Source organism: bacterium, from assembly GCA_016708315.1.
Lineage (GTDB): Bacteria > Zixibacteria > MSB-5A5 > CAIYYT01 > CAIYYT01 > JADJGC01.
Map to the genome: position 1 here is coordinate 58,964 of JADJGC010000005.1, position 17,228 is coordinate 76,191.

General features: G+C 51.9%; 20 protein-coding genes. 12 read left to right on the forward strand and 8 right to left on the reverse strand.

Going from position 1 to position 17,228, the window contains the following annotated elements:
- Positions 1–7: 7 nt before the first annotated feature.
- Positions 8–2,236, forward strand: a complete 2,229-nt coding sequence (locus tag IPH59_06795; GenBank protein ID MBK7091412.1) for a S8 family serine peptidase — start codon at positions 8–10, stop codon at positions 2,234–2,236.
- Positions 2,237–2,246: 10 nt separating this feature from the next.
- On the opposite strand, the gene IPH59_06800 is transcribed toward IPH59_06795, so the two are convergent.
- Positions 2,247–2,504, reverse strand: a complete 258-nt coding sequence (locus IPH59_06800) for a hypothetical protein (protein ID MBK7091413.1) — start codon at positions 2,502–2,504, stop codon at positions 2,247–2,249.
- On the reverse strand, positions 2,504–2,992 hold the full coding sequence (locus tag IPH59_06805) for a hypothetical protein (protein MBK7091414.1): 489 nt from the start codon (positions 2,990–2,992) through the stop codon (positions 2,504–2,506). Before IPH59_06805 ends, IPH59_06800 begins: the two co-directional genes overlap by 1 nt.
- A gap of 35 nt (positions 2,993–3,027) precedes the next feature.
- On the opposite strand from IPH59_06805, the gene IPH59_06810 reads away from it, so the two are divergent.
- The 6 genes from IPH59_06810 (at position 3,028) to IPH59_06835 (ending at position 6,448) form a co-directional block, all read left to right on the forward strand.
- Entirely contained in the window at positions 3,028–3,273 is a 246-nt protein-coding gene (locus IPH59_06810) for a hypothetical protein (protein MBK7091415.1), read from the forward strand.
- A gap of 76 nt (positions 3,274–3,349) precedes the next feature.
- Positions 3,350–4,057 carry a hypothetical protein gene (locus IPH59_06815; GenBank protein ID MBK7091416.1) on the forward strand — a complete coding sequence of 236 codons (708 nt, stop codon included), beginning with the start codon at positions 3,350–3,352 and terminating at the stop codon, positions 4,055–4,057.
- A gap of 2 nt (positions 4,058–4,059) precedes the next feature.
- Positions 4,060–4,458, forward strand: coding sequence for a hypothetical protein (locus IPH59_06820; GenBank protein MBK7091417.1), 399 nt, complete (start codon positions 4,060–4,062; stop codon positions 4,456–4,458).
- A complete protein-coding gene (locus IPH59_06825) occupies positions 4,455–4,784 on the forward strand; it encodes a T9SS type A sorting domain-containing protein (protein MBK7091418.1) in 330 nt (109 codons plus the stop codon). The genes IPH59_06820 and IPH59_06825 overlap by 4 nt, the downstream gene beginning before the upstream one ends.
- Positions 4,785–5,015: 231 nt before the next feature.
- A complete protein-coding gene (locus IPH59_06830; protein MBK7091419.1) occupies positions 5,016–5,924 on the forward strand; it encodes a hypothetical protein in 909 nt (302 codons plus the stop codon).
- A gap of 32 nt (positions 5,925–5,956) precedes the next feature.
- The gene (locus IPH59_06835; GenBank protein MBK7091420.1) at positions 5,957–6,448 is read left to right on the forward strand and encodes a T9SS type A sorting domain-containing protein; all 492 of its coding nucleotides are present in this window, start codon (positions 5,957–5,959) and stop codon (positions 6,446–6,448) included.
- 69 nt (positions 6,449–6,517) lie between these two features.
- On the opposite strand, the gene IPH59_06840 is transcribed toward IPH59_06835, so the two are convergent.
- From IPH59_06840 to nrfH, 5 genes are all read right to left on the reverse strand, one after another.
- Positions 6,518–7,426, reverse strand: coding sequence for a hypothetical protein (locus tag IPH59_06840; GenBank protein ID MBK7091421.1), 909 nt, complete (start codon positions 7,424–7,426; stop codon positions 6,518–6,520).
- Positions 7,423–7,872 (reverse strand): zf-HC2 domain-containing protein, encoded by a 450-nt coding sequence (locus IPH59_06845; GenBank protein MBK7091422.1) that lies wholly within the window; start codon positions 7,870–7,872, stop codon positions 7,423–7,425. The genes IPH59_06840 and IPH59_06845 overlap by 4 nt, the downstream gene beginning before the upstream one ends.
- Positions 7,869–8,378 (reverse strand): sigma-70 family RNA polymerase sigma factor, encoded by a 510-nt coding sequence (locus IPH59_06850; GenBank protein MBK7091423.1) that lies wholly within the window; start codon positions 8,376–8,378, stop codon positions 7,869–7,871. The genes IPH59_06845 and IPH59_06850 overlap by 4 nt, the downstream gene beginning before the upstream one ends.
- A gap of 119 nt (positions 8,379–8,497) precedes the next feature.
- Positions 8,498–9,925 carry an ammonia-forming cytochrome c nitrite reductase subunit c552 gene (locus IPH59_06855; GenBank protein MBK7091424.1) on the reverse strand — a complete coding sequence of 476 codons (1,428 nt, stop codon included), beginning with the start codon at positions 9,923–9,925 and terminating at the stop codon, positions 8,498–8,500.
- A 15-nt stretch (positions 9,926–9,940) separates the two neighbouring features.
- Complete coding sequence (nrfH, locus tag IPH59_06860) at positions 9,941–10,411, reverse strand: cytochrome c nitrite reductase small subunit (GenBank protein ID MBK7091425.1); 471 nt, start codon at positions 10,409–10,411, stop codon at positions 9,941–9,943.
- Between the two features lie 465 nt (positions 10,412–10,876).
- Here nrfH and groES point away from each other — a divergent pair, with 465 nt between their 5' ends.
- From groES to IPH59_06875, 3 genes are all read left to right on the forward strand, one after another.
- Positions 10,877–11,164: a co-chaperone GroES gene (groES, locus tag IPH59_06865; GenBank protein ID MBK7091426.1), complete on the forward strand. Its 288-nt coding sequence runs from the start codon at positions 10,877–10,879 to the stop codon at positions 11,162–11,164.
- 27 nt (positions 11,165–11,191) lie between these two features.
- On the forward strand, positions 11,192–12,826 hold the full coding sequence (groL, locus tag IPH59_06870) for a chaperonin GroEL (GenBank protein ID MBK7091427.1): 1,635 nt from the start codon (positions 11,192–11,194) through the stop codon (positions 12,824–12,826).
- A 139-nt stretch (positions 12,827–12,965) separates the two neighbouring features.
- On the forward strand, positions 12,966–13,412 hold the full coding sequence (locus IPH59_06875) for a hypothetical protein (GenBank protein ID MBK7091428.1): 447 nt from the start codon (positions 12,966–12,968) through the stop codon (positions 13,410–13,412).
- Positions 13,413–15,065: 1,653 nt separating this feature from the next.
- Here IPH59_06875 and IPH59_06880 read toward each other — a convergent pair.
- Positions 15,066–15,395: a zinc-ribbon domain containing protein gene (locus tag IPH59_06880; protein ID MBK7091429.1), complete on the reverse strand. Its 330-nt coding sequence runs from the start codon at positions 15,393–15,395 to the stop codon at positions 15,066–15,068.
- A 329-nt stretch (positions 15,396–15,724) separates the two neighbouring features.
- On the opposite strand from IPH59_06880, the gene IPH59_06885 reads away from it, so the two are divergent.
- Positions 15,725–16,267: a hypothetical protein gene (locus IPH59_06885; protein ID MBK7091430.1), complete on the forward strand. Its 543-nt coding sequence runs from the start codon at positions 15,725–15,727 to the stop codon at positions 16,265–16,267.
- A gap of 112 nt (positions 16,268–16,379) precedes the next feature.
- Positions 16,380–17,192, forward strand: a complete 813-nt coding sequence (locus tag IPH59_06890; GenBank protein ID MBK7091431.1) for a TIGR03067 domain-containing protein — start codon at positions 16,380–16,382, stop codon at positions 17,190–17,192.
- Positions 17,193–17,228: the final 36 nt, after the last annotated feature.

A 17,228-nucleotide genomic window follows, 5' to 3' on the forward strand; every position in this document is an offset into this window, starting at 1 on the left:
ATCCGTCATGTCCCTCGCTCTACGCACTGCCTACCGTATGATCGCTGCATCTTTTGTTCTAATTGTCTTGTTCGCTTTACCATCGCTTGCCGAAACTCTTGCCAAGCGCACCGAATTGACCAGCGAGCAATTCATTATTCAGCCTGGCAAGCAATATGAACTGCAGGTCAAGTTTCGCGACAATCTCAAGATGCGTGCCACCGTCGACGGCGGTGTGCAATCCCTCGTGAAAGCAAGTTTTGACAACGTGGCTCGTACTGCCGCTTCTCTCAATCTCCAGTTCGAGCAATTGATTCAGCTTCCTGATGCCAAAATCGACAAAGTCGAACAGCGTGCCGCTGAGTATTCCCGCATCGAACAGCCCGACTTGCGCGGAATGATGGTCGTCCGAATTGCGAATGCAACAAATGAGCTATTGCTTCGTGCAGCAGAGACTCTGCGCGACCTTCCCGAAGTCGAATGGGTGTTTCTCGAAGAACTCAATCCCCCGCCTCCGGGTGACTATGCCCCGCCGACCCCGAATTATGTTCCGCTTCAGGGATATCGCTCTGCTAATCCCGGTCTGAATGTTGACTACCTCTGGGCTCGCGGCGGCAAGGGTCAAGGCGTGCGTTACAGCGACTGCGAATATGGCTGGGATGTCGATCACGAAGACTTAGTGGACATTCCGATCGTGGTCGAAGCCGGTCAGACAATGAATTCTCCTTTTGGCACCGACCACGGCACCTCGGCAGTCGGAATTACCGCCGGTGTTGAGAATGGTTATGGCATAACCGGAATTGCCCCCGATGTCGAAAGCGTCAATGTCTATCCGGAGATCTCTGTTGAACAAGGTTCGCGCCGGACAACTTGTATCATCAACGCAATTGCCGACTCTGATCCCGGTGATGTCGTCCTGCTTGAGATGCAAACCACTGGCGCAGGCGGCGACTATGCCCCGGCCGAATACAGCTCATCAGTCTGGACCGCCGTAAAAAATGGCGGCGACCAAGGCGTAATCGTTGTCGCTGCGGCCGGCAACGGCGACCAGAATCTTGACAGCGCGCCGTACGCGACCTACATGGCTCGCGGTGACAGTAAATCGATAATTATCGGCGCCGGTTCCGCCAATACTGGCCATAACAAGCTCAGCTTCAGCACATACGGCAATCGCGTAAACGTGCAAACTTGGGGTGAATTGGTGTTCACCGGCGGATACGGCACACACGCGATTCTTGGCGGCGATTCGAGACAATCGTATACGGCCACATTTAACGGCACCAGTTCAGCCTCGGCAGTGGCCGCTGGTGCAGTCAGCGCATTGCAGTCGTACGCCCTTCTCACTCTCGCACGACCGCTAACACCGGCAGAGATGCGTTCATTGCTCATTCAGACAGGCATCCCACAGGGTGCCGGCGGCCATATCGGTCCGTTTATCAATCTCCGCGATGCTGCCATCTTCATGGACCAGTTCCTCGTAAACCCGACCGACACCGACAACGATGGTGTTGCTGACGTATTCGACAATTGTCCAATGACTGCCAACGTGACTCAGGATGATGTCGACCTCGACGGTATCGGCGACCTGTGCGACTCCGACGCCGACAATGACGGTATTGCCAATATCTCTGACAATTGTCCGTTTGTCGTTAACCTCTCGCAAAGCAATCTCGACGGTGACAACTATGGCGACGCGTGCGATAACTGCCCGACAATCGTCAACGACGACCAATATGACGAATACTCCGACGGTATCGGTGATGCCTGTGACGGAGCGATGCACATCCAGAATTACACGATGCCTGACGCCTACAACGGCCAGCCTTACTTTGTCCAGATGACTGCCCTCGGCGGGCTCGCGCCTTATAGTTGGACATTCCTCGGCGGCGACTTGCCGTTTGGTTGTAACTTCAATGGGGGAACGACCGGCACCATAACCGGCACGCCGACTTTCAACGCGACTTACTTTTTCACGATTATGGCAGTTGACTCAGACGCGCCATTCAAAGCCGACACTATCAGCGTGAGTGTCACCGTCATCGATCCGCCCTATGTTTGTGGCGATGCCGACAACAGCGGTGGAGTAACTATCTCCGATGCAGTCTACTTGATTAACTACATTTTCTCAGGTGGTCCGGCGCCGAATCCGGCAGAAGCCGCCGACGTCGACTGCAGTGGTGGAGTCTCGATTTCCGACGCTGTCTATCTAATAAGCTTCATTTTCTCGGGTGGTGCTGCACCGTGTGCGGGGTGTTAGGAGTATCGTCTCATTCAAGCTCCGTATCCTCTGAGTAGTATTCGATCAGACCTGATCTAATTCCGGCAACAATCCATGGCGCCTTGTAGGATCCCACCAGAAATCCCGATAGGCGCCCTGAATGGAAGTTAGCCAATTCACCTGGCTCCCCGGATACCCCAATCCCTGCACCAAGCTGGATGACCATCATTGCACCTGGCACTACATACTCTGCGGCAATTGTATGCGTCGTGTCAGTCGTGAAGACGAGTGTGTCCAGGTAAACCATCAGCTCGGGAGAGACGGAATACACCTGAACACTAAGAAAGTACTTTTCCGCATCTTGCGATTTTGACCAATTAACTTCGACGGATTCATTTGGTGGCAAGCTGCCCCGGGAGATAGAAGCTCCGTCGGTTCCGGAATTACGATATCGAGTTCAATTGAGTCTCCGTCAATCATCATGACGACCGGCACATGCTTCACATAGCCGGTGTCGATGTCTCCGTTGAAAACTGGAAATCCGTTATCGGTTCGGTACAATGTTCTTTCGAACCATGAAAATCCTGTTACTTCCGGCACCGGGTCTCCTATGAATCCAGCCCCTATTGAGAGTGTCGATTGACCGTTTGTTGGAAGTTCTGGAGCAAAACCAACATTGCAGTAAAACAAGACCTCCAACTGTTCGCCACATGTCGGACAATCATCATCCGAACACCCGGCAGAAAACAACATCACCAGTCCGAGTGCTGTGAGAATTCGAGTAAAAGTAGCCACTTTTGTACCCTCGTAGTTTGACTTTGAGTTTATTTGTGAATCAAAGTAGTATGTACGCATTTGATTTTCAAGAAACAATCAGGACAGCTTTGATTGTTCAGATATCTTTCGCGTGCAAGATTGACGATTTCGCCAACTCCGACTTTGGTGGTGGAGTGACTATCTCCGATGCAGTCTACTTGATTAACTACATGTTTTCAGGCGGTCCGATGCGCTCCGTGACGTGCCGAACAGTTAGTTTTCCGGACTGCTGCTATCTCGCATTCAAAACAAAACATTAGTCCCTTGACAACGTAAGTACAACAGAGCATTCTTGATACTAACCCTGTATACTGAGCCAAACTGGAGGTCTCTACTATGAAGAAATTTGCTATTGTTATCCAATTCGCCTTGGCCGCTCTGACCCTAATTCTTGCAAGCCCGCCGGCAGAGTCGGCGAACCCTAAAGCCGCTGATGTTGTCGTCCTCGATTTCTTCTATCAGTATATCGATTACGCAACTCCATCCGACTTGCCGATGCACTTGCGCATCGCCGCCTCCGTCAATGCAGCAACCGATCTCGCCGCGGCCGTAGGAAGCGATGTCGACGCTCTTACATTGATGAAACATACCCGGAATCCATTGGTGTTTATGCCGGCCTCCGATACAACCTACACTTGGGTCGGTTCCAGCTGGGTGCCCGATACGCGCACCACTTATTCCTATACCGGTGGCAAGAAGAACACCGTGATGACTGAAGAATACTCAGGCGCCGTTTGGCAAATGCGCACGAACTTAGTCTACAGCTATAACGGCAGCGGCTATCTGTCCACCTATCGTTTGCAAAACTGGAGCGGCACTGCCTGGGAGGATGCCTTCCGTTATACGACGACATACACCGGTGCGCTTCCAACCGAAACGTTAACCGAACACTGGGATACCGGCGCGTGGACCAATCTCAGCAAGACCGTCAATACCTACGACGGCAGTTCGCGCGTAGTGACGATCCAATCTTATACCTGGGCCGACCCCGACTGGATGGAACTTTACAAGAGCACCAATACCTACGACGGCGCGGCGATTTGACTGTGGTGCTGAACCAACTTGCCTTGGGCTTCACCTACTTGGATCAGACGCGGACATTGTTTGTATATGACGGCAACCATCACCCGACTTCAGCGATAAATCAATCCTGGAACATCGGCCTGTCGGTTTGGGAGAACCAGTCAAGATCCGAATCTGAATATAACGGACTTGGCAACCGCACTCTGGAGCGGGAATCTAACTGGATCAGCGGGGCTTGGTTGGCGACGGATGTCGATACTTTCAAATACAACGGCCTCAACCAGAACAACCAAAGCGTCCACTGGGACATTCCCGGCAATGAGGTGACCCGCGATGATATAAGCTACGACGGTTCCGGCAATCTGGTCGAGGTCATCAGCTACGTCTTCTTTGGATCCTGGTTCCCACTGATCGCTATGTGATTGTCTATACTTCGGTTGCCGTCAAGGTCGATGACACCGCGCTTCCAGGTGATTTTGCCCTGTTGCAAAATCATCCGAATCCGTTTAATCCAACGACGACGATTCGCTATAGTCTCTCACGGCCGCATCTGGTACAAATCGAGGTTTACAACGTGCTGGGGCAATTGGTTTCAACACTTGAAAACTCCGAGCAAGGTGTCGGAGTATATGAGACGACATGGGATGGCACAAACGCCAACGGACAGAATGTTGCCAGCGGTGTTTACTTCTACCGACTGAAGGCGGGTGAATTTGTACAGACCTGCAAGATGGTCTTGTCGCGCTAAGCTGACTTCTACAAATCAAAAAGCCGGTGACACAAGTCGCCGGCTTTTTTATTGGTTGAGTTTTCGACTTCATTTTCGCGGCAGTATTATCAGCGTATCTTCGATAGCATAACCCTCAACCGCCGGCACAACCAACGCCAAGTTTTCTCCACAAGTTTAATCTTGACAATATCAATCCATTTTTGTTACTTTTTGCAGATAACAACATGCCCCAAAAATCAGGAGACCACAGTGAAACGAAATGCTCTTTTCGCCGTTGTTGCCGCAGTTGTCCTCGCCTGCTGCACGATGAACTCCTTCGCCCACGCCGCCAAGTTACAACCTGGAGATTCTAAGATTATTGATTTCATGCTTCGAGTGTTGGAACATTCTACGCCCGCGAACATGCCGATCGAATCGCGCATTAACGTCGCTGTTGCGGCGGCAGCCCTGCAAGCTCAGGCGATGGGTGTTCAGCTTGACCGAGCCACATTGGAATCTTTCGCCGTTCGTCCCCAGGCATTCTTTCCCACCTCTGATACTTCATACTTGTGGACTGGAGCAGCCTGGCAGTTTACCGAACACGGCACCTACACATATGTTGGCAGCAAGGTGAATACATACCTTTCGCAATTCTGGATCGGGTCCTGGGACAATTACGAACTGTCGATCTGGAGCTACAACGGCTCTGGAACCATCGCATCAATACTCTTTCAAACCTGGGATACCGATTCGTCTGCCTGGGCCAACAGCGCACGCAGTGTCATGACTTATGATGGCAGCAATCGCCTGACCGTGATGGAATCGCAAAGTTGGAATGGGGCAGATTTCGCTGGTACGGCGCGAATCCTCTATACCTATGATGGCTCCAGCCGTGTCGAAACTGTAATCACGCAAGAATGGACAGGTGCTTGGAGCAACGTAACCCGTACGACTTACACCTACAATGGCGCCGGACTTGAATCTCAATCGGTAGTCGACAACTACTTCGGCGGAAACTGGTTGACTACTTACCGATGGACATCAACCTATGACGGCAGCAATCGACTCACGCTGCGTGTCCGAGAGTTCTACAACACTTTTGGAATAATGACGCCAAAAGTGAATACGATTACAATGGCTCCGGCGACAACACACTGCAACGTGATTATCTTTGGCTAACCTCCGACTGGGCGCTCACGGACGTTGATACAATGAAGTATGACGGCAGTCATCGCCTGACGCAAACCGTCTACAACAACATCCTGCCGTTCGCGAATGTCAGTCGGACCGACAATGCATACGACGGCTCGGGAAACTTGGTCGAAGAAATCTCCGCAGCATTCTCCGGCACATGGATCAATACTGATCGCTATGTTTTCGTCTACACGTCTCTGGCATCGAAGATCGAGGGAGAGCCCCTGCCCGCCGACTTTTCGTTGTGGCAGAATCATCCGAATCCGTTCAATCCAACGACAACGATTCGCTACAGTCTCTCACGACCGCATCTGGTACAGATCGAAGTCTACAATGTGTTGGGCCAGTTGGTCTCAACACTTGAAAACTCCGAGCAAGGTGTCGGAGTGTATGAGACGACGTGGGATGGCACAAACGCCAACGGACAGGATGTCGCCAGCGGTGTTTATTTCTATCGTCTGAAGGCGGGTGAATTTGTACAGACCCGCAAGATGGTCTTATCGCGCTAAGCTGACTTCTACAAATCAAAAAGCCGGTGACACAAGTCGCCGGCTTTTTTCATGGCTGAATGTTCGCCGCTATTTTCGCGGCAGAATTATTAGCGTATCCTCGATGGCATAACCCTCAACCGCAGGCGTATCGGGCGGAAAGACCAATCGCAGTTCCTTGCCCGGCTCCAGCACGACATCCATGGTATTCTTCGAAGTGTAGTTGACTGACGATTCGCCGCTACCACCCGAACGGCCGCGCGAACGAATTTGATAGGCACGCTGGAAGGTTATCGTACACTCAGTCCGTTCGTTTAGCGACTTCAATGCGCCGGGCATCGAAATCATCACAATGTACTTCATCTCATCTGGATCGCCATCGCTGCTGCTCTCATCGACTCCCGATCGAAACTCCATTGCTTCGGCGAGAAACTTTCTCCCCGAAGTCCCGCTGGATACTTTGACGCCGTTCTTGAGATAGGACGACTTGAGCACCACCGCCGACTGCCCGCAATCGGCGCAATCGCTCGGCAATTCGCTTCGCAGTTCCACCTTCAGATAAACTTGGCGTCCGTCCGGCAACTTGTGCGAGCATACCAGTTCTTCCTGTCCCATTGGCAGTGCTTTCTCAATCGAAGTCCGTTCCGCCCGACCAGCTTGATCTTTATCAGCATAGTTCAGAGCACGTGTTGCTCCTGCTAACCAGGTTCCGGCTTCGTTGATCGACAGGAGAAGGTTAAACACAAGTTCAAATTTAAGATCGTTCGACTGGTAGCGCGAAGTCTCAGCCGTAATCCCGCAAGAGTTTCCGGCGATAAAGTACACACCGCCATAGTTGTGCTCTTGCGTGATATCGAACCACAGTGAGCCTTCGCAAACCGGATTCGCAGCACCCTTCTCGCCGGAAACCACAACGTGCAGATAGCGCGGCTTAGGCGCGGCAAATGCAGCTGCAGTAAGACATAGCATACAGATGATGACCGCCGTATTTCGAATCATAACACTTCCTCCTCGTTATTTTTCGATTTGTCTTGTTCACTTTCAACGCGAACCGCTTGCACCGCGGGAACTCGCACAGTTTCGACACTGTGCACCATGATCGATGTTTCCGACATCTCAATATTCGACTTGGCGGGCGAACGCAGCGCCAACAACCAGCCGCCAATCGCAACCAGCGCAATCGCCGCCGCTACCGGCATCGGAATCGACAGTCGCCGTCTCCACCATTTCAACGTGTTCGGCGCAGCCCTGAATCCATCAGGTACGACGATATCCGGAAGCGACTGGAGTATTCCCCGCTGTGACGTAAGTTCGATGTCGAAATCGCGGCACGACGGACATACCGCGAGATGATTCTCCAATTCGAGCTGTTGTTCGCTCGGCAACTCTTCATCGAGCCGACTCGAGAGAAGTTGCTCGAAGTATTCGCAATCTTTTGTATTCATCGCCTTCCTATCTCCTGCATCTTTTTTCTCACTCGATATAGTCGCACGCGTACGGTCTCTTCGGTAACGCTCAACAGTAATGCTATTTCCCTTATCGAGTAACCTTGTTGCTCGCGCAATAGAATCAAATCCCGCTCTTCAACTGACAGTTTGCTAAGTACTTGTTCTATAAATCGCGCAGTCTCCGCATCCGGCCCCGTCGCCGCTTCAGTCAACCCTTCGACCACACTTTCCTGCGTCCTCTCACGTTTCGATAGACTGAAGCAGAGATTACGCGCGCAAATGAACAGCCAGTCGGCCAGTGATGTTTTGATTGTCAACTTGCCGCGCTGATTCATCAATCGCAGAAATGTCTCCTGCACTACATCCTGTGCTCGCGTTCGGCTACCGGTCGCGTACGAGCAGTACTTCATCAGCGCCGCTTGATGCCTGAAGTGTATTCGTTCCAGAGCGGCATCGTTGCCGCCGACGTATTCCAGCCAATCTGTTTGGTCGAGATCGTTCATCCTGCTACCTAAAGACTATTGTGACCCGATTATGTTACAGAAATATTTGAGATAAACGAAAAGAAGTAGACTGGAAGCCTTTCGACTCCCGGTCCATGAATTTGGAGAATATCTGTGATCTAACGTGCTTCGGCGGTAAGCACTGCCTTGTTGCGTACTAACTCCATATACCCTTGTCGGGCATAGTCGATCGCCTCGCCGAGGATGCGCGTCGCATCTTGCGGTGCGTGGAATCCCATCGAGTTCTCGGCGGCGACGAAATCAAGACGCCATTGCGCCTTACGGTGAAAGTCGCGCGGCTTGGTCAAAGACAAACTGTCGGCGCCGTTAATCTTGGCGACTTCAATCGCCTTGATCAAATCGATGACTGCCTCTTCGGCACGAATCATCAGATCCGATGTCTTGTCCTGAATTCGTTGTGCGCGGGCGAGAATCTCATCCTCCGGCGAGCGATGACAGTTCTGACAGGCGCGGGCAATGTTGAGTAACGGCGAACGAATATGATGATCGCTGATCTTGACAGCGCCCTCGCGGTAGTACGGCATGTGGCAGTCAGCACAGGCAACGCCGGAGCGGGCATGAATCCCCTGATTCCACATTTCAAACTCGGGATGTTGCGCTTTGAGCACCGGCGCACCGCTCGTCGCGTGTGTCCAATCCTTGTGACCGACAGAGTCGTAGTAGGTTTCGATCTGCTCCATGTTGATTCCGTCGTGCCACGGATACGTCAGCATCTTTCCTGTACCCTTGAAATAGTATTCCACATGGCACTGTCCGCATACAAACGACCGCATCTCTTGTCTCGACGCGTCGACGTTGGGATCGTAAGGCTTACTGCGGTCGCCCTTCTGCCAGCGCTCGATACTTGGCAAATGCGGCAACGATTGCCCGCTCTCGGCTAGTCGCTGTATGCCGTTCAAGAATCCCGGCCGCGTTACGCGTAACGCCATCGACTGAGGTGCGTGGCAGTCTTGACAAGTCACCGGATGTTCCACCAGGGTGCGAGCATCTTTATAGTCCATTGCGCAGACGATTTCGAAACCCTTCATGATTTGTCCAAGCGAGTCGCTGTCGGGAACACCGGCTTCTTTGCCTTTGGCACGATATGCCGGAATGATCGCCGAGTGGCAATGCAAGCATGCGCCCGGTTGTTTGAAATCCTTGACGCGTTCCGTCATGTCCTGATCCGCCAACATATAGGCGTGGCCGCGCTCTTCGCGGTAGTCGACGCCAAATGCATATCCCTTGAACAACTCCCGCCAGCGCGGATCGACATCAAGCTTCTGAAACGCATCACTACCGCCGTGTCTCGTGCGAACGGTGTCGACTGTGCGCAAATACGAATCGTATTGACGCGGAAAGTTCTTTCCCCACTCGGCCGGATTCACCACAGTCTCGTCAATGTTGGCAACCTGGAAAACGACCTGCTTGCCCTCTTCCTTGCGCAGTGCGATGTTCTGCATCAACAGCATCACCGCAAATGTCGCTGCCGCGATGGCAATGATGGTGATGACATATACCCATGTCCGCGATCTCGCTTGAGCCATAATTTCTATATCCTCCTAACGCGCTGCGCCGTGTCCAACCTCGCGGTGACACCGGACGCAGTTTTGGTGATCATCTGCATGTTCAAAAACCCCGACCGACTCGCTGAGAAGTTGTGTGTGACAACGCAGACAATTCTGCTGTAATACTTCGCGGTTGGAGGGGCGTATCTGTATCGGTTCGTGAAAATCCTGGAATGTAAATTTGCGCGAGTGGTTGAATCCGTTCTCGGCTTTGACAATGTAACGATTGGGAAACTCCTGCGGCAGATGACAATCATTACAAGCCGCTACTCCGTGGTGACTCCCCTTCTGCCAACTATCAAAATGCTCACGCATGATGTGGCAATTAGTGCAGACATTCGGATCGTCCGAAAGATAAGAACTCCCCTTGGCATAGTAGAACGTATAGAACCCGATGCCGAAGAATATCCCGGCGAGAGTCATTATCGCCAGCGCCCATTTCGAAATGTTGCGCGACTCAGCCATTTTGGAAGTATCCTATTCGCTTTGGTTTTGCGTCCATGCCGCGATTCCTTGTTCTTCTATTGTCCACAAGATTAGTCCATACTAACCATATCATCTTCGCAAGTCAACCTCGCTAAACTCCAATCCAAAGTCTTTGACTTTGGTCAAGATCGGCCTCAAAAGTGCCAGAAAATGACCATTACAATTACGGCTCTTCTGCTTCTTCTTCATTATATACCTCCAAAGTAGCATTACTTTGTGCCACAATTCTGGACATAATCTATTACCCAACAACATCTTATGTTGATTTTGATCAAGATTCTGTGAAAAAATTCTCAAAATCGATTGACGAGCTGCAACCGAACGGATAAATTAGCGTACTATTGTTAGCACTCGCTTGAGATGAGTGCTAACAGAATTGAAAGCACATTGAACGTCGAGTAACAACTTTAACAATCACCATTTACCATTAATAGGAGTTATCTAATGAACATCCAACCGTTGCAAGACCGCGTTCTGGTCAAGCCGCTTCAGCAGGAAGAGGTCAAGAAGGGCGGAATCATCATCCCCGATACCGCCAAAGAAAAACCGCAGGAAGGTCAAGTCGTGGCCGCCGGCCCGGGTCGTTTGTCCGATGAAGGCAAGATTCTGTCAATGTCCGTCAAAGTCGGCGACAAGATTCTCTACGGCAAATATTCCGGCAGCGAAGTCTCTGTCGATGGCGGCGAATTCCTGATCATGCGCGAATCCGATATTCTCGCGGTACTTAAGTAATCCAGTCACTACAAGGAGTCCAATACAATGGCTAAGCAAATAGAATTTGATGCGATTGCGCGCGAGAAGCTAAGAAAAGGCGTAGACAAGCTCGCGGATGCAGTCAAAGTTACCCTCGGTCCCAAAGGCCGCAATGTCATCATCGACAAGAAATTCGGTTCACCGACCGTCACCAAAGACGGTGTCACGGTGGCCAAGGAAGTCGAACTCGAAGATCATTTTGAAAACATGGGCGCCCAGATGGTGCGTGAAGTTGCCAGCAAGACCAGCGATGTCGCCGGCGACGGTACCACCACCGCTACGGTTCTCGCCCAGGCGATCTATAACGAAGGTCTGAAGAACGTCACTGCCGGCGCCAACCCGATGGGTATCAAGCGCGGTATCGAGAAGACCGTCGTTCGTATCATCGAAGAACTCAAGAAGCAGTCCAAGCCGATTGCCGGTAAGACTGAAATCGCCCAGGTCGGCACCATCTCCGCCAACGATGACAAGCTCATCGGCGACCTGATTGCCGAAGCGATGGAAAAAGTCGGCAAAGACGGCGTCATCACCGTTGAAGAAGCCAAGTCAACCGACACCACCCTCGAAGTCGTCGAAGGTATGCAGTTCGACCGCGGCTATCTGTCGCCCTACTTCATCACCAATCCGGAAAACATGGAAACCGAGATGGAGGATCCGTATATCCTCATCCACGACAAGAAGGTTTCCGCGATGAAGGAACTTCTCCCGATTCTTGAGAAGATTGCCCAGACCGGCCGTCCGCTCCTGATCATTGCTGAAGATGTCGAGTCAGAGGCTCTTGCCACTCTCGTCGTCAACAAGCTTCGCGGCACACTCAAGGTTTGCGCCGTCAAGGCTCCGGGCTTCGGCGATCGCCGCAAAGCGATGCTCGAAGATATCGCTGTCCTGACCAACGCCAAGGTGATCTCCGAAGAGCTTGGCTTCAAGCTTGAGAACACCGTCCTCTCCGATCTCGGCACCTGCAAGAAGATCGTCATCGACAAGGAAAACACCACCATCGTCGAAGGCGCCGGCAAGGCCGCTGACATCAAGGGCCGCATCGAACAGCTTAAGCGTCAGATCGACGACACCACCTCCGACTACGACCGCGAGAAACTGCAGGAACGCCTTGCCAAGTTGGCCGGCGGTGTGGCAGTGATCAACGTCGGTGCCGCGACTGAAACCGAAATGAAAGAGAAGAAGGCGCGCGTCGAAGATGCTCTTCATGCAACCCGCGCTGCGGTTGAAGAAGGTATCGTCCCGGGCGGCGGCGTGGCTCTTCTGCGCACCATCCCGATGATCTCGACGATGAAACTTGAAGGCGACGAACTGATCGGTATGCAGATCGTCCGTCGTGCCCTTGAAGCTCCGATTCGCTTTATCGCTGAAAACGCCGGCCACGAAGGTTCGGTTATCGTTGATAAGGTGAAGGGTGAAAAAGGCGCTTATGGTTTCAACGCTCAGACTGGTGTTTACGAAGACCTGATGAAGGCCGGCGTCATCGACCCGACCAAGGTCACTCGTTCGGCGCTGGAAAACGCGGCTTCAATCGCCTCGTTGCTTCTGACCACCGAAGCCATCATCTGCGACAAGCCGGAACCGAAGGGTGCCCAAGCTGGCCCAGCCATGCCTCCCGGCGGCGGCTACGGCGACATGTACTAAATCGTTTAAACACGATTTGCCTATAATAGACGCGGCGCGGTATCACCGCGCCGCGTTTTGTCACTGAAACATTCTGCAAGGACAAATTCGTGATGCTCAGACAATTTCGTATCGATGTTTGAAGGGTCGAGCGATATAAATGGAACCTCGGACTATCGCCGTGAAAGATCTTCCGCGCGAGATTAAGGAAATTGTACTAACTGATGTCTCTCATTACTCTGTTGGACTTCTGCGCATGTATGCGGACGGAGCACAGAAGATATCACAGTATATCGGATCTGGTACTCTTGTATCCTTGGGCGACAATCTCGCTGTGCTGACAGCCGGTCATGTGATCAAAAACTTTGACGACAAGGGGCGCGGATGGGATCTGTCGGATGAGAAATATGCGGATTTCGTTGGTATGATAATTGCAGATTATGGACATAGATTCGCGATCCCTCGAGAATCTCTCACTTTCCACGGCTACTATAACCTGGAACAATCTCCGACGGGACCTGACTTTGGACTAATCGTTCTTCCACACGGTGGACCTGAACTGGGCCAACTGCGGCGAAGAAAGCTTCTACCGCCTAGATTCGATTGACCTTTTTCACTAGTGCTCAACGTCGTGTGGAGAAGTCGTACAACTTGGCTGTGTTAGTAGGCGCACCGGATGAGACAAGAAGAGTCAATCAGGGAAGCGGCCAGTTCGACAAGGGAGTTAAGCATTGAGTCTGACAGTGGGGTTTGGCGGGTTTCAGAACTATCGGCAATCGAGCAATTTCGATCTCTTGGATTTTGCAGCAGTGAAGGATGAGTGTACGAAGGACCTGTAAACTTCGCTGGTTGTAGCGGCGGCAGCATTTGGGATTTTGAAGTAGAGATGTCACCAGAGGGTAGAATTGTCTCGAAACGTCCCATTCTAGTTGGCTTACCATTCTACGAAAGGCCAGATTCGGTTGAGGAAGCACCATCATTGCGCATGGTCGGTAACAATCTATCGCGAGCCTGAAGCTCCTTGCGTAAAGTAGCTGGGTCGCCCAAAGCTACAGTTTGTTGCATGAATCACCCACAACTTATTATGAACGAAAATCGCAGAATCGAACTTGCGGAACCACCTCTTCGCGTCGGATGTCGGGAATGTCGTTTTCAAATGTTGCGGCTTGCGAATCCCGACAAAGGCGGGACCTACCGCCGAGCCCCTGCTGTGCATTCATGTCAAATCCCTTTCCGGGCATGCAAACAAGCCCCCTACTATGCATTCATTTCAAATCCCTATCTGGACTTGCAGACCAAGCCCCTACTATGCATTCATTTCAAATCCCTTTCTGGACTTGCAAACCCGAGCCCCTACAACGATGATGACCGTTCTTACTATGATTCCCGCCCGTCCGATCCGCCTGCGCTTGTTCGCCAACCACGAATTTGCGATTGACGACCATATTATCTATTATATTTTGCGTTTATGGAAAAAGGTGCCAATCGTCGTCGAAAGTCAATCCGACTGGAGGGCTTTGACTACTCACAAGGTAATTTCTATTTCGTGACAATCTGCGTCCGGAACAAACAGCACTTGCTCGTTCGATAGCCAACCAAACAATGGTCTTGAACCGTCTCGGCGAGCTTGTCGTCCACGTCGCTGGAAGACACAGAACGACATTTCCAATCCGTTACCGTCGACACCTATTCCCCCTAATGCCGAATCACATCCACCCTGATCATTGCCCTCTCCGACATTGCCGGCAGACGGGGCTCGGTCTGCGAGTCCTCGTCCAGACCACCCACTTCCGACAGTAGGGGCCCGGTTTGCGAGTCCTCGTCCAAATCACCCCCCCCGACGGTAGGGGCTCGGTCTGCGTGCCCGCGTCGATTCAGACCACACCAACACTCGGACAGGTCGTCGCCTACTTCAAATTTATGTCGACGAAGTTCACCGGTCAATTCCTGAAAGACCCGCAGTTCCGACTCTGGCAACGGAACTATTATGAACACGTCATCCGCAATGAACGACCTACTCGAAACACGGCGCTACATTGTGGACAATCCGTTGCGTTGGGAACTCGATCAGCATTGCGGGCGTTGATTCATCCCGGAATCCCTTTACCCAATCGTCTGGACTTGCAGACCAAGCCCCTACTTTGCATATTTGTCAAATCACAGAGCGTAGGTCCGCGCCCCGTGGTTCGGCATTCTTCAATTCACACTATCACCAACCGCACCCGTCGCAAAGAACTTCGGACTAATCAGACCAATTGTCTTAGTTATCCCCGCATTCCTTCCGATTATGATCCGGCGGTGGCGGTAGTTTGAATGGTCGAGGACCCCAAGTTACCGGAATGCCGTCATTGCAGTCGTTACCGCCCCTGTTGTCGTCATCGTTCCCGCCGTCGAAACGATCGGGGTTATCTGTCTCAACTGGCAGACTTTGGCCGCGTCCATGTTTGGCGTAACAGGTTCGACAACATTTGGGATCATCTCCAAAACCACGTGCAGCGAAGTAAATCTGTGCACCAGCTGTGAAGACGAATTCTGCTTTGCATTCGCTGCAAACAAGAACTCTGTCGCGAAATCCTATTGACTCGCCCATATCGATCTCTGCCTCCCGCTCATTGTGTGGATTTCAAAATATCACTCTTACAGAGTCCGTGGTCAATTGGAATCTTTCCTTCCCTTGAATAGATCCGAGGTCACCAGAGAAGTACACCACCAAACCCGCCACCAAATATGTCCCCGCCCCACCGCTGCGGCTCTACGCCTGGCGGGCCGCGACATTATCTAGTTGGTGAATTCTACTCATTTGGGACCCGCCACCGGCGCCTCGATTAACAATCTGCACTCAATCCTAACCAACGCCGAACAACTTCGCGGCGACCGTTTCGTAGACATAAACAGCGACAATACAAGATGGAGGAGTACATGAAACCGCAGTCACTTTTGTTCTCCGAAATGCTGAAGTGGTCCAAGGTCCAAAGGAAACGGCCGCGTACCTACGAACTCTCGCAAGGTGACAAAGCACTCGCCCACCTCACTTGGCAGAAATTTGGTGGCTCGCAAGCCATCGGCGAATCGCCGGCCGGAAACTACAGTCTCAAGCGCGTCGGATTCTTCGCAACCAGGGTCTCGATTCGCACCACTGACTCGGACTCTGAAATCGGCTACTTCTACCCCGGAATGCTCGGCGGTGGGCGCATCGAAATGCGCGATGGGCGGAACTGGAAAATCAAAGCGACCGGGCTGTTTCAGGCTCGCTATGAAGTCACCGACCAAAATGATCGCCTCGTGCTTAACCTCAAGATCAAGGGTTTCGGCTCCGGCGCGGAGATATTGTTCTCCGAACCGTATCCGGATGAGAAGACCGCTTACATGCTCGCAATAGTCAGCTGGTATGTGTCGATTCTCGCAGGCGAAGATGCCTCGGCGGTTACAGCTATAGTGTGTTGTTCGGGAGCTGTTTTGTGACCAGTGTTGCCCTCAACCAACCACCAGATCTGACTACTTGCCCAACAAAGACTCGCTCAGTATATTATTGCAAACAAACAGTTCAACTTGACCCTTTCTTGCGGAGTCTCTCGTGGATGACATCAATAAACTTCAGGGTACCTGGAACATCGCCTCGCTCGAATTGGAAGGCGTCAAACAACCGGACGGTGCCTTTCACGGCGCACAGATAACGATTAAGAACGACAGCTTTGTTACACTCTCCATGGGATCAACATACAAGGGCACATTCACACTCAACTCTGCGGCAACTCCGAAGACAATCGACATGCACTTTTCGGAAGGTCCCGAAAAAGACAACACTTCACTCGGCATTTATGAAATCGACGGCGACTCGTGGCGACTCTGTTTGACGATGACCTCCAAATCGCGGCCCAAGTCGTTCACAACCTCGCCGGGAAGCGGACACGCACTCGAAACACTTGTGCGAACAGACTCGAGCAGCGCAGCCAAAACAACCAGAGGAAAGGGTGAAGCAGATACCGCCAAAGTTATTCTTGCCGATATCGAATTCGCTCCAGTGCCTGAACTTCAGGGTGAATGGAAGATGGTGTCCGGAACTCGAGATGGGTATCCACTTGAAGCAATGATGGTCAATTCGGCGAAACGTGTGGTGAACGGTTCTGAGACGATCGTTTCATTCGGCGGACAGATGTTTTTGCGTGCCAATGTCAAAGTCGACAAAACCAAGAGCCCCTTTGAAATTGACTATCATAATATTGCCGGCATGGGTGCAGGCAAAATTCAGCACGGAATTTACAAGCTCGAAGACGGATTACTCAGCCTCATCTATGCCTCGCCCGGCGCCGCTCGACCGAAATCGTTCGATACAAAGCAAGGCGATGGATTGACGTACACAATTTGGAAGAAACAACAAGCCGGCTAAGAACTGCCGGTGGAGATTCTTGATTTGTCCGACGAT

What these genes read in the sequence shown, in the direction of transcription:
- IPH59_06795 (MBK7091412.1), top strand. Translation starts at nt 8, where the DNA reads ATGTCCCTCGCTCTACGCACTGCCTACCGTATGATCGCTGCATCTTTT.
- IPH59_06875 (MBK7091428.1), top strand. Translation starts at nt 12,966, where the DNA reads ATGGAACCTCGGACTATCGCCGTGAAAGATCTTCCGCGCGAGATTAAG.
- groES (MBK7091426.1), top strand. Translation starts at nt 10,877, where the DNA reads ATGAACATCCAACCGTTGCAAGACCGCGTTCTGGTCAAGCCGCTTCAG.
- nrfH (MBK7091425.1), bottom strand. Translation starts at nt 10,411, where the DNA reads ATGGCTGAGTCGCGCAACATTTCGAAATGGGCGCTGGCGATAATGACT.
- IPH59_06835 (MBK7091420.1), top strand. Translation starts at nt 5,957, where the DNA reads ATGAAGTATGACGGCAGTCATCGCCTGACGCAAACCGTCTACAACAAC.
- IPH59_06885 (MBK7091430.1), top strand. Translation starts at nt 15,725, where the DNA reads ATGAAACCGCAGTCACTTTTGTTCTCCGAAATGCTGAAGTGGTCCAAG.
- IPH59_06845 (MBK7091422.1), bottom strand. Translation starts at nt 7,872, where the DNA reads ATGAATACAAAAGATTGCGAATACTTCGAGCAACTTCTCTCGAGTCGG.
- IPH59_06840 (MBK7091421.1), bottom strand. Translation starts at nt 7,426, where the DNA reads ATGATTCGAAATACGGCGGTCATCATCTGTATGCTATGTCTTACTGCA.
- groL (MBK7091427.1), top strand. Translation starts at nt 11,192, where the DNA reads ATGGCTAAGCAAATAGAATTTGATGCGATTGCGCGCGAGAAGCTAAGA.
- IPH59_06815 (MBK7091416.1), top strand. Translation starts at nt 3,350, where the DNA reads ATGAAGAAATTTGCTATTGTTATCCAATTCGCCTTGGCCGCTCTGACC.
- IPH59_06850 (MBK7091423.1), bottom strand. Translation starts at nt 8,378, where the DNA reads ATGAACGATCTCGACCAAACAGATTGGCTGGAATACGTCGGCGGCAAC.
- IPH59_06800 (MBK7091413.1), bottom strand. Translation starts at nt 2,504, where the DNA reads ATGGTTTACCTGGACACACTCGTCTTCACGACTGACACGACGCATACA.
- IPH59_06880 (MBK7091429.1), bottom strand. Translation starts at nt 15,395, where the DNA reads ATGGGCGAGTCAATAGGATTTCGCGACAGAGTTCTTGTTTGCAGCGAA.
- IPH59_06855 (MBK7091424.1), bottom strand. Translation starts at nt 9,925, where the DNA reads ATGGCTCAAGCGAGATCGCGGACATGGGTATATGTCATCACCATCATT.